General features: G+C 55.6%; 10 protein-coding genes and 1 tRNA gene. 3 read left to right on the top strand and 8 right to left on the bottom strand.

Annotation, left to right across the window (positions count from 1 at the left end):
* The first annotated feature begins 120 nt into the window (after window positions 1-120).
* Window positions 121-210 (top strand) — tRNA-Ser (locus P8935_RS14710).
* 75 nt (window positions 211-285) lie between these two features.
* A complete protein-coding gene (locus P8935_RS14705) occupies window positions 286-1,515 on the top strand; it encodes a site-specific integrase (RefSeq protein ID WP_348261052.1) in 1,230 nt (409 codons plus the stop codon).
* On the opposite strand, the gene P8935_RS14700 is transcribed toward P8935_RS14705, so the two are convergent.
* From P8935_RS14700 to P8935_RS14685, 4 genes are all read right to left on the bottom strand, one after another.
* Entirely contained in the window at window positions 1,512-1,799 is a 288-nt protein-coding gene (locus P8935_RS14700) for a hypothetical protein (protein WP_348261051.1), read from the bottom strand. The two genes, P8935_RS14705 and P8935_RS14700, sit on opposite strands and share 4 nt — an antisense overlap.
* Before the next feature lie 41 nt (window positions 1,800-1,840).
* Window positions 1,841-4,627, bottom strand: coding sequence for a MobF family relaxase (gene mobF / locus P8935_RS14695; RefSeq protein ID WP_348261050.1), 2,787 nt, complete (start codon window positions 4,625-4,627; stop codon window positions 1,841-1,843).
* A gap of 531 nt (window positions 4,628-5,158) precedes the next feature.
* A complete protein-coding gene (locus P8935_RS14690; RefSeq protein ID WP_348261049.1) occupies window positions 5,159-6,097 on the bottom strand; it encodes a hypothetical protein in 939 nt (312 codons plus the stop codon).
* Window positions 6,097-6,498, bottom strand: a complete 402-nt coding sequence (locus P8935_RS14685) for a hypothetical protein (protein WP_348261048.1) — start codon at window positions 6,496-6,498, stop codon at window positions 6,097-6,099. Before P8935_RS14685 ends, P8935_RS14690 begins: the two co-directional genes overlap by 1 nt.
* Here P8935_RS14685 and P8935_RS14680 point away from each other — a divergent pair.
* Complete coding sequence (locus tag P8935_RS14680) at window positions 6,498-6,668, top strand: hypothetical protein (protein WP_348261047.1); 171 nt, start codon at window positions 6,498-6,500, stop codon at window positions 6,666-6,668. The two genes, P8935_RS14685 and P8935_RS14680, sit on opposite strands and share 1 nt — an antisense overlap.
* 185 nt (window positions 6,669-6,853) lie before the next feature.
* On the opposite strand, the gene P8935_RS14675 is transcribed toward P8935_RS14680, so the two are convergent.
* Genes P8935_RS14675 through P8935_RS14660 form a run of 4 tightly spaced genes read right to left on the bottom strand, consistent with a single transcriptional unit; the run spans window position 6,854 to window position 11,690 of the window.
* Window positions 6,854-7,369, bottom strand: coding sequence for a hypothetical protein (locus P8935_RS14675; protein ID WP_348261046.1), 516 nt, complete (start codon window positions 7,367-7,369; stop codon window positions 6,854-6,856).
* A complete protein-coding gene (locus P8935_RS14670; RefSeq protein WP_348261045.1) occupies window positions 7,366-8,199 on the bottom strand; it encodes an RHS repeat-associated core domain-containing protein in 834 nt (277 codons plus the stop codon). Before P8935_RS14670 ends, P8935_RS14675 begins: the two co-directional genes overlap by 4 nt.
* A 25-nt stretch (window positions 8,200-8,224) precedes the next feature.
* Entirely contained in the window at window positions 8,225-8,824 is a 600-nt protein-coding gene (locus tag P8935_RS14665) for a hypothetical protein (protein WP_348261044.1), read from the bottom strand.
* Window positions 8,825-8,840: 16 nt separating this feature from the next.
* Window positions 8,841-11,690, bottom strand: coding sequence for an Ig-like domain repeat protein (locus tag P8935_RS14660; protein ID WP_348261043.1), 2,850 nt, complete (start codon window positions 11,688-11,690; stop codon window positions 8,841-8,843).
* Between the last annotated feature and the right edge of the window lie 92 nt (window positions 11,691-11,782).

Here is an 11,782-nt window from a genome sequence, read left to right as displayed (position 1 = left end):
AGTACCAATATCCTCAATGAGCCTCTGTCGGATTCCCTTTCCATCGTCCCCTTGGCCCGCTTGCGGGAAATCCGTAACGGAGCCAGCTTTGATAAACTCGAATTGGAACTTTTATCAGTTGGAGAGATGGCCGAGTGGCTGAAGGCGCACGCTTGGAAAGCGTGTTTAGGGGAAACTCTAACGTGGGTTCGAATCCCACTCTCTCCGCCATAATATAATCAACAATTTAGATAAATTGACCGGTTTTAGAGTGCAATAGCGTGCAATCTATCCTATAATGCCGCCATGGCGATCAACCTCTATCGCAGACATCGGGCGGAGTGCGAAGCCGGGCACCCGGAGCAGTTCCGCTCCGGCGAATTCGAGGAACGCAAGAAAGGCTGGAAGCACTGCGCGTGCCTTATCCACGCCTCCGGCACTCTGAAAGGCAAGTTCAGCCGCAAAACCACAGGACTGACAGACTGGGGTCAAGCCAGGGAGCTGGTGGCCCACTGGAAGAGTTGGGATGGTGAGTTGCCTGCCCCGGCGCCAGAACTCCCTCCCGCCGTACCTTCAGCGTACCGAATCACCGTCGAAAGAGCGGTCCGGGATTACAAATCGGAATTGGCCGACTCTCACGCCATGACCACCATCAGGGGATACGGTTACCTGCTGACCGAATTGCTGGACTTCAGCCGCAGCCGGGGTTACGTCTACATCGATCAGTGGCAGCCCTTCGATGTGCGCGAATTCCGGGTCTCATGGGGAGTGAAGATCTCGACGGCAACCAAAAAAATGGCCACCGTCAAGGCTTTCTTTCGCTACCTGGAAAGCAATCGGTGGCTCAAGGAAAACCCTACGAAACTCATCAGGGAAAAGCACACACGCAAAGAGCGAGAAGGCGAAAATGCCCCTCGCATCCCTTTCAGCGATGACGATCTGACCAGGATGTTTTCTGCCTGCGCTTCCCAATACGCCGCCAAGGGCAAATACAGGCGGCGCTGGGATGGTCAGGACCTAGCCGATTTCATCGCAATCTCCGTCTACACCGGCCTGCGCATCTCCGACGTGGCCACCTTTCACGTCGACCGGTTGAAGGAGAACGGGGAATGCCGAGTCCGCACCACTAAGGGCGGTAATCATATCTCGACTTGGATTCCAGTGTGGTTGCAAGAGCGTATTCGCGAGCGCACCAAAGAACATGGAGGGCTCATCTTCGGCTCCCACCAGACCAAGGATATCTGCGTGATCACCGACGTGTGGCGCAGGAAACTGGACAAGCTGTGGGCTCTGTGCGGCCCGTGGGCGGCGAACCCGACTCACCACCGGTTCCGCCACACCTTCGCTCGTATCCTGCTGCAGCGAGGAGTCTCGGTGCAGGATGTGGCCGAACTCCTTGGAAACACCGAGAAGGTGGTTCGCAAACACTACGCCGAGTGGGTGCCCGAACGGCAGGCGCGGCTCACTGAGATCCTGCAACAAGCTTTCACGGATAAGCCTAAACCAAACGTCATCGCCTTTCCTGGGCGCAGCTAAGCAACGTTTAGCAGCCGCGTGTGAATTCTGCGCGCGACGGATTCCGGAACGCTGTATGTGGTATGCGCCTTTTTACGGCCCTGCTTGATCTTGATCACGCCCGGTTCATCCTTCACGATCTTGCGCACTGTCTCTCGGCCCAGCCCCCACAATCCCGCAAGTTCGCTGACACGATAGTGCTTTTCGGCAAAGCTCGCATCGCGGGTGAGGTATTGCAGATCCAGAGCAAGTGTCGCCTGGGTTGCCTGCTGGACTGGCTTCTTCGCAAGCAATTCTGTGTTCATAGTCGCCTTCTCTTGTGAGAGTTGTAGTCCAATCAGTCCCGTCAAAAGCCCATGCCGATGCCCGCACCAAAATCGTGCTCCATCTGATGCGTCCGGCCTATATCCCGCGATACCGGTGTAATCGTCTGCTGTGGTTGATGTGCGCTCTCGTGCGAAACGTCATGGCTAAGCGCGTTCCCGAGTGTTCCTCGGTCATTCGTAAAAATCTGGGCATCCCACTGCCCACGCGAAACAGAGACATAGGCCATGCGACTGTTGAGCATGTCCTTGGCGGCAAGATCGGTGTCCACGTGGATGAGCACTCGGTCGGCAGTCTGCCCTTGGCTGGAATGGCTCGTGACAGCGTAGCCATGATCCAGATGCGGATCCTGTGCAGGATCGAAGGTCATTCTGCGCCCGCTATCCAACCTGATCCTCATGGCGCCATGCGACGTAATGTCTTTCACCGTCCCCAGCTCGCGGTTCGCTATCTTCAATTCGCTATTGGGCGCGGTGAACTGGATGCGGTCTCCAACGGAAAAGGCCTTCTCTTGTTCGCGGTAGACTGTGACACCCATCTGCCGGCGCGGGTCGTACGTCTGTTCAGTTCCGTTTGTACGCGCAACCGTCAGCAAGTTTTTCTTGGCATCGATGCTCACCACGCGGGCATATTCACCTTTGCCGATGCCGGTCTCGTGCGAACTGCGTGAATAACGGAGAATGTCGTTGACCTGATACTGTTGCGCCCAGGTTCGATCTGCGCCTGTCATCTCCTGCCGCGGCACTAGCACAGTCGTGGTACATTCATTGCGACTCACCACGCCGCGCGATTGCAGCTCGCCGCGAATGCGCTCATTGATATCGCTCCGTGATCTATTGTCAGGGGAGACCACCAGTGTGCTCTCGGGAGATCGCGCATACTCACGGGCGATTGCCGCAATTCGTTCCTCTCGATTGCCTACCTCGTGCACCCGGCCTTGAGCGTCGAGGCCAGCGACAGCCTGCCGAACGTCACCGCGTGCCAATTGCTCGACTGCTGCTCTCAACTCGGGATCGCGCTGCCGGAGAATCTGATCCAGACTGACGGTCTTCATCCCGGCTTCCTGAAGCTGCGCAAAGGGTCGGCCTGCTTCTACGGCCTCGTGCTGCCGCGTGTCTCCGACTAATAAGACGCGATCATTCGAATGCAGACGCTGTACAAACTCGTACATCTGGCGGGTAGAGGCAAGAGAGGATTCGTCGAGCACGTACAATCTCTTCTTGCCGCTATCCGGCTGTTCACCTCGTGCGAGGTGCAGTTGCAGTGTTGAACTCTCGATCCCCGCTTCAGCCAACTTCTGCGCAGCTCGAGATGTTGGTGCAAAGCCTTCGACTCGATATCCCTCGGCTTCCGCTCCCTCGCGAATGACGCCTAGCGTCATTGTCTTCCCTGCACCGGCAATGCCTTCGAGTCCGATGATCTTCTCGCGCGAAACAAAGATCTCGTCCACGGCTGCTCGCTGTGAAGAATTGAGTTCGGGATGGCGGTCCTCCGTCGGAATGCGCACCTGCGGCGAAACCAGCATCGGATCGCGGAAAGAGTGATGATTCCCGGCCTGCATCCGCTCTATGGTCTCTCTCTCCATGCGGACCATCTCGCCGGTGGTATAGCGCGGAGCGGCGTGACCTTCCCTGTGTCCAACAGAGCGAAACTCGCCTGTTGCCACACGGCGCGCGAATTCCTGTCGCGCCTGACCGTAACTGAGCACACCCATTCCGCGATCAAGCATAGATTGCAGAATTGCCCTCTCGTCCTGAACAGCAGAGCGCTCGAAGACATGATTCCGCGCATACATCGCCGCCTGTTGCGCAGTCCTCTCAGGCTGCTGATGTTGATGGGAGTGTTCTTTTGCCTGTGCTACGACGCGTTCGGCCTGGTACCCGAATTGTGCGCACAATTCGCGATGCCGGCGTAAAACTTCATCCTGCGACTGAATTTCCTTCTTGTCCCGCGTCCGATGTGCGGCGACCTGAGCGGCGCCCGCACCCTCTCTTCCGATCTCCTGCAGGTGTCCTTTAATTTGCTCTCGCCGTGGACTCGATGCGTCCAGGTACTCCTGCGTGTATCCCCTAATCTCCGGCTGACCGTGTTCACCCCTCTCGATCTCATAGCCAAGCTTCTGGAGCCGCAAGGCAAGTTCGGAACGGTAGACGCTGGTCACATATCGCTGCGACTGAAAGAGACTGCGTTCTTGAAGTGCACGCGTCTGGCCGTTCTCTCGCTCTGTAACGTTGAAAATCATCGCATGCGTGTGAAGTTGCGGTGCAGCATAGCCATCCACGGGCCGTGCGGTATCATGCTCAAACGTGGCCGCGACGAATTTTCCTGTTGTTTCCGGCACATGAATATTGCCGATGCGTGCCTGTGTGTATCGTTGGAGTTCCTGAAGCGCAGCGCGAACACTTTCCCGATGTGCCTCTCGCACTCGGTTATCGCCGCCCACAAGTGCGGTGAGTGAGACCGATTTCGGCGCGGAGAATGTCGCATCCCATCCAGCACGATGTTCAGCACTGGTGATCTCCTTGCCGTATTCGTTCTCGTAGGTTCTAGCTGGCTGGTGCTTGACAAGCTGCGCGCCGCTCTCCGGATGCAGACCTTCACTCAATCGTGCGAAATGGTCTGCTCTGACGGAGCCGCGCAATTCCCACTCCGTCGAAAGAGTGCCTCGCCATTCGCTGAGTGCGTGTCTGTCGCGGCTCCAGTAGTTCTGCTTCTCAGACGCAAACTCGCGAGAGTGATAGGTTTGAACCTGCCCTGAGGAAAGGGCCCTGGAGATGGTCAACATGATCTCGGCTCCGAGGACGAGCACGGCAGCATCTCGCACCTGCCTGTAGAATACAGTAACTCAAAATCTGAACAGATGGTCGCTAGTTAGTAACTATTTCTCTCGGCAGCGGCGCTAATGACCTCATGGATATTGGTGATTTGCGCCTCGTGATTGGCATGCTTAAGCACTTATGGGAATCCTTGGGCAGTTATAGGCATACTTTGTACATTATAGGCAACTTTGGGCATTAGTAGCAGTTTTGGGGAGTTATTGCCACTGTAATTGCCAAACGATTCCATCTCGCGGACTAAAACACAAGAGGCTCTTGCCACATTCGAGTTTTCCAATGGAAGTAACTTCGCAACACAGTCATTGCATCCGAAAGAGGCCCTTTGATGAGGCGGGCGGAATGTAGTCACGCGAGTATATGAAAGGACAGAGACAGTGCGCTTTCTCATTGTCAATCGGCTGCGGCATCGATGCTCGTCGGCATTGGTTGGGAACTGAAGAAAGCAAACGCCTCGACCGCCCATTTGTGGATCTGAGTGGCCTTTCTTCAGCACGTCTCTTGCATCAGTCAATCCACTGCGATTCGTCCCACGGTTTCGGCTTCTGATCCGATGCGCGAAGGCCGCCTCTCCCTGGGAAGATAGTCCGCCGCTTGGGAACCTTCTTCGGAGGGCTCATTGAAGATGTTCTCGGTGTGCGATGCGGGCTCGAATCCATCTCCTGTAACATGTCCGCATCATCCTGCGGAAGCAAGGTGCGAAGCGACGACTGTTCGATGCCGATACGACTGCTCATTGGACGTCGGTTGGCTTCGACATTACGGTTCGAATCTTGCGTCGGATTAGAGGATCTCGGCCTCAGCCTTCCGATCCACTTCCAGGGATTCCAGCGCAATCCGATCCGGCTATTTATCGCAGGACGATTGGCCGACGAAGACCAGCGGTGATCGCTGGCGAATTCCGTCTTCGATCGGACCTCGCAAAGACCTTTCCATTCGGCGGTCAATTCCTCCCGCATGAAGAGGAATGCAGCGGCAAGCGAAGCCAACAGGAAAACACATCCGTCGAGCAATGGCTCCGCTGCCACCTCCCAGAATCCCCGGCCACGATAGAAGTCCTCGCGGAGAAAGTCTTCCACTGCGGCGGATTCGTCTGTTATCGGCGTACCTTTCTCGATCCCCTTCCAGCTTTGCTCCAGAGCCGATCGCGAAAGCTGAAGAGGCAGGTTGCCATTTCCTCCGGCGACCACATCGGGCGTTAGGATTAGCTCGCGTTTCTTGCCGGGTGCAGTCTTGAAGATCGGCTCAATGCGACTCTTCGCTCCGACATGCTTGACCCCGTCAGTCGAACGGAAATAGGCAGGCAAATAGTATCGCTCGAGTGGAGAAAGTTCCCGCGCCCACCACTCCCACCAGAGGAGGCATTGGAGCGTGATGAAGCCGGCCAACATGGCCGTCGTCCATCGGGGAAAGGACCGGGCGAAGCGCTGCCATCTCGCGGTCATCACTCCGGAGTTCCGGGACCCTTGCCGCGCGTCCGGGCGAGGACTTCCTCGGCCTTCCGTTGCTTCACGGCATCGGCGTATTCGGAGATCTTGCGCAGGTCTTCCTGACTCAATGGCCCTTCGGAGGCTTTTGCAAATAAGTTCAACATCAATGCACGAATGCCGACTATCTCCGCTAGGAGAATCGGATCAGTCGGGGTCGATCGGGATTGGGCTAGCGCAGCATAACGGAGCCACTCGGAGACCTTTTGACCTGCGTTCGTCGCGGCTCTTTCCACTTCCGCAAACTCCCCTTCTGACAAGCGCGTGGCGATGGATTTGGTGCGGGAAGTCTCGCTTCCTGGCGCGCCTGAGGACGCGGAAGGTACTACGGAGGACTGTTTGCCGTCAGAGGAAGCCATTGGAGAATCGCCTTGAACAGACTTCAGTGCTTGCTGGCTTCGATGCGCGTCGCAAGCGGCAGGTTTTTCATAACCGCCTGCAGCACATCATGTTCACGTACGTAAACGCGTCGATGACATTCGCGGACCCCGGCGTTTACGAGCGTAAACACGAAATCGCAAGCCGCTGAAACCGCGCGCGTTGACATTTGGAAACGGAGAGCGCTCTACAGCAACCCATCTGGGGATGACGTGTCCCCATACTCCCGGTGCAAAGCACCGCGCTCTTCCGCTGGCTGTGCCGAGGATGACGGATGGAGCCACAGAAGCAGCAAGCCGCCCCGAAGGACGGCTTGCGGTTGACCAGAACAGCGGCTCACTGCTGCTTCGGCGGATCGACATGGCCAGACTCGTGAGCCAGCGTATCCGTGGCAGGAACGCTCGTAGCGCCCCCACTATCGGGCGATTCAGGACGGGCAGAGACAAGCTCGGTGGTTTCGATCTCGTAGCCTGCGCAAATTTGTCCGAAGCATTGTTCCTTGTGAGCAACCCGGAAGATGCCCCGGAAAACGACCTCGACCGGCTGAAACTGGTCTTTCTTCGTTATTGATCGAAGCACACTTACTGCCTTCTTGTCGGCTTTATACCCCGGAGACTCGCGCAGATTCACGTTCGTTTGCGAACAGGCGCGGTCCATGAGGATGGAACCGTGGATCACCATTCGATATAACCCGCGAACCATGATCTCTTTGCCGTCATACTTGGCTGCATCCGCAAGAACGGCACAGAGGGGCATTGCCTGCGCTGAGGGAGTGCCCTCCGCCTGCTGCGCGGGAGCAGGCGAAGTGTGACACATCAGGACGAAAATCGGAACTATAGCAAGCCGTTTCATTGTTGGGGGAACCTCGCCGGATCGAACACATCCTGATCAGCATTTGGATAAGCTTTCGTGATGTAATCATCCAATTGCTGGTAGCCCTTTTGCCCCCTCTGGAACTCGGAGTATGCCTTCACTCCTGCGCCAGCTTCGAAGGCCTGAAATTCTGTGGAGCGATGAGAGAAGTTCGCGCCAGCGAAGTACATACCTGTTGCGGAGTTGTAGGTGTTTATAAAGTTAGCGTCGTCCTCGATGTGCGATCCCTCATGAGCAATTACCTGCCCGAGATTCGAACCGGAGTTGTTTTCTGAGAACTCCGCATCGATAGTCAACTTGTGATCAGCGGTAGCTCCGGGTGTCACCATAGCGTTCGTCTGATATCCCGGTGCTGTATGAGCATCAGCGTCCATCTGTTGCTGAGTCACAAACCTTACTCCAATGCCATTGTGATCCCCTCTAGCACCCCACGCTGCCGCAGCATTTCGAACCTTGATGCTCTTCGACTTCAGGTCCTTTTGAAGCTGCTTATCGAACTTATCTACTCCTTTTTCGCATTTCTTGTCCCCAGCGCCGCACTTGTCGTCGTAATGCCCATCGGCGTCGATCCTACTCAGTGGATTGTTGCGGACATATGCATAGAGGTTCAGCGATTGGGGATCGTCCAGTTTGGCATACGGTACGGGTGCGACTTTGGCAGACCAATCGGGCGAAAGAAATCTTCCCATTGAGCTTGCGTAGTACCTTGCCCCGAAGTAGTCATTGCCTGATTCGGCGTCACGTTCTTTGCCGGTGAACAGCGACCGCCAAAGATGCATTTCGGGAGCGCTCGCGTAGGTGTGCATCATAGATTTGTTCAGATTCCGTCGTCGTTTAATGAAGCTTCGGCTTTTCGGCGTGACTACTCGCTTCAGGAATTTCGCCTCTCGGTGTACTCACCGGCGCACCCGGCTTTGGTTCTGCCGACAATTGAACAATGTTACTTTGCACGATTGTTCCGTCGAGAACTATCGCATCATAAGGGCTGTGCTCGCAATGGCTGCTCAAGAAGCGCTTCGCATCTTCAACAACTTTATATGGATCATTGAAGATTGCTATCCGCATGGCCACCTTTGCTTTTGGATCGAGATTCATTCGATCATCCACGAAGTCGCCGCGAATCGTTCGGCCCGGAGGTAAAGCCAAGAGCAGCACTGGCACAACTCTGTTTGGAGGACAGCCTTTCTCTTGCCTCATCGGTGCAGTCCCCAAAATCGAAACATCCCCTTCTTGATCGTTCCATGGTGCGGGTCCCAGCAGAAAAAAGTCGTACACGTACATTGCGAACTTCGTGTTGTTGGTTATGCTCCAATCAACGATGGCGCTCGCGGTCGAAGTTCGCTGAATCTGAAGCTGGACATCTGTCGGCTTGGGCTTCTGGGCAGCCACACTCAAGGGCAACACGCACAAGCAAATCGCGATTAGTCTGCGCATACAATAGCTCCTCAACTTATGGCTCATTATCCAAACGAGGTCCCGTTATTGGGCCATTCGGGTGAGCCAGTTGGAACTGTGGCCGAAGCCACCGATTTTCATAATCGAAGGCGGGCGATCCTGGGCCTTCATCTCCGAAGTGAGGATTACCTTTCATCCAGGATTGGAAATGCCCCAAGACTTCATGCCCCGCGATCATTTCCGGTGAATTTCCGTTGTGCAATGGCGCAGCCGTGTCGGCGCCAGTCGGATACATCGTCAGGAAGACCGAGTAATGCCCCGAGCCATCAACTTGGCCGTGGTTCCAGTCGCACATGCACCCTTTGACATGATTGTCTTCAAGATAGATTGAAGCGACATCCTTATTCGTAATCACTCCGACTAAGTCATTGAAAGCCTTGGAATGCCCTCCAGACCACTTTGCTGCAGCATTGTCATTGAGCACCATTGTGGTCTTCCCACTTTTATCAGTGCTTGGCTTGAAGAGTGAGGATTCTGTGACACCATTCTTGTCGGTCCGCGTAGCAGTCCCTGCTATTCTGCGGACCTCCTCAGCCTTCTCATCTTTTGTCCCATTCAAATCGACCTCGTGCCCATCGAGGTCAGCCCGGCCAAGCGGGTTATTGCCAACGTAGGCATAGAGGTTCAGGCTTTGAGGATTATCGAGCTTCGCGTAGGGTACGGGTACGATTTTCGCGGACCAGTCAGGACTCAACCAACGGCCCATCGTAGATGCGTAATATCTTGCTCCGAAGTAGTCATTGCCTGATTCGAAGTCACGTTCTTTGCCGGTAAACAAGTGCTCTGTAGGTGCGGGGGTACAAGACTCGCCGTCCCCGTAGGGTAAGCTCGAGCAGGTCTGCTCTTGCGCGCCGTTAGGGTCCGTCTGCGAACGCCTAGTCCCGAGTGGATCGTCCTGGTAAAAATGAAGCTTGTTGCCAGCAGTCTCGTAAGTTGCGAACAGCTTTCCAGCCGCCCAGACGTTGGTGTGGGCCCAAGTGATGGATGTGCCACTCACTGAAAGCTCGGTCACTTGCTCGCCTCCCGGTCCCAGCACATAATCGGTCGTTGTCTGAAATCCGTTGCTGGGAGCGCAACTCCACGATGAGATGGTTCCCTTGGCTACGCGTATTCCCTCTGCGTTGTACAAATAGCCTGTCATCGTACCGGCTAATGAGTTCAAAACGGCACAGACTCTGCCCTCGGCATCATACAGATATTGGTACGTGCCATCGCACGTCACGTCGCCGGAAGTGTCGTAACAGTTCCCCTGATTCAAATTCGAACTTGTTGCGCTCATTTGGTTGCTATTTGAGCCGTTCACTGTCCCGTTATACTGTGCCCACGCACTCTGACCAATTCCGCCCGTAGTCTGGCAAGGAGAAGGACCGCCGGACCCGGCGGAAAACGTGGTATTCGAACTTTCCTGCGCAGTGCGGTTTCCAAAGCCGTCATAGCTCCAGCAGTAGTAGGGATAGCTCCCTTTGCTCGACCCTCCACCCATGATCCGGTTCAAGGTGTCGTAGCTTACACTCCAACTCCCAGTCACCGCATCCGTATAGTTCTTAAGATTTCCGACGCCGTCGTACCCACCCGAAGGCACCAAGTAGCTGTACAAGAGGGCACCATTGATGGTTTGCGAGATCTGCGACGACGAGATAGGACCGTAATCGATGTTGCCGGGCCAGGCTGCCGAGATCATGTGCGTTCCCGGCGTGAGCGTAGATGTCGTATACGTTGCCGTAGTTCCGCCGATTGTGGCGCTGCCGATCATTGCAGCGCCATCGTAAAAGTTGATTGAGCCGGTCGGCCCGCTGGCAATCGTTGCTGTGAATGTAACGGCGGTCTGATAGTTTGCAGGCGTGCCGGACGTCGAGATATTCAGAAATGCCGGAGCCGCCGGATTCACGGTGATCTGCACAGATGCCGTCGATGTCGTGAAGTCGGTGCTGTCGGTCGGGCTGAACGTTACAGAGAGTGTCTGAGATCCGCCATTCAGGATCGTACCTGCCGCTGGAGAGTAAGCAAATGTCCCTTGCGTGCTGGCAGTTGCATCGAGCTGGGTCGAGTTGAGCGCTGTTCCATAGGTGATTGGTGCCGGGGTAGGCCAGGTAATCGTTGGTGTTGCCCTATTGACGTTTTGGGTAATGCCGCTCGATGTGACCGAATTATAGTTCGTGTTTCCGCCATAGCCGGCGGTGATCGTATGAGATCCGGCAGTGAGGGAATTCGAGGCGCAGCTTGCGGTCGTACCGCTGATGGTTCCAGTGCAGAACGACGCGCCTCCGTTGTAGAAGGTGACGTTTCCGGTCGGACCGCTCGATATGGTAGCCGTAAAGGTTACGGAGTTCCCATAGATCGAAGGCGATCCGGAGGTTGCTACCGATAGCGTGGGCGTCGCCTTCGCCTCTGTGAAATTTGTCGTGCCGCTCGTTGTGCTCTGATACTTACAGGTGGCGCCATGGCTCCCAGCCGTTATCGAAGTACTAGTGTAGTTAGCCGTTCCAGTGCTGTTCGTGGTTGCGGACCCGATCATATTTCCGTCCACATAAAAACCTACGCTTTGACCCGACATTCCCGCGCCGCCATAGGTGAGTCTGCAGGAAAAATAGAGCGGGTTGCCATATACCTCCGTTCCCGAGATACTTGGAGAGGTCAGTTGTGGAGTTGTCATGGGACTGCCGATGGCGTATGCGATTCCGGTTGCCAGTGCGGATGTGACAATCCAGACTGACACCGTACACCAATGAGAGCGGATGGTTTTGGCAACACAATCGCGCGCATCCTTACGCCCAGTTCCGGTGACTACTCCCAGCATCCCTATCATCGCCCGAAATCCTGCGGAGAGCGGTTCGTCGTGCTTCATTGCTGTCCTCGTTCTCTTCTTCCTCTTCTGTATAACCTAACGTTGTCGGCGCCGCGTTCCAGCGTTCTATCGGCGCCATTTCACCGCCCCGT

Origin of the sequence: Telmatobacter sp. DSM 110680 (assembly GCF_039994875.1) — a bacterium.
Taxonomy (GTDB): domain Bacteria; phylum Acidobacteriota; class Terriglobia; order Terriglobales; family Acidobacteriaceae; genus Telmatobacter.
This window is presented reverse-complemented; position numbering and strand designations above follow the sequence as displayed.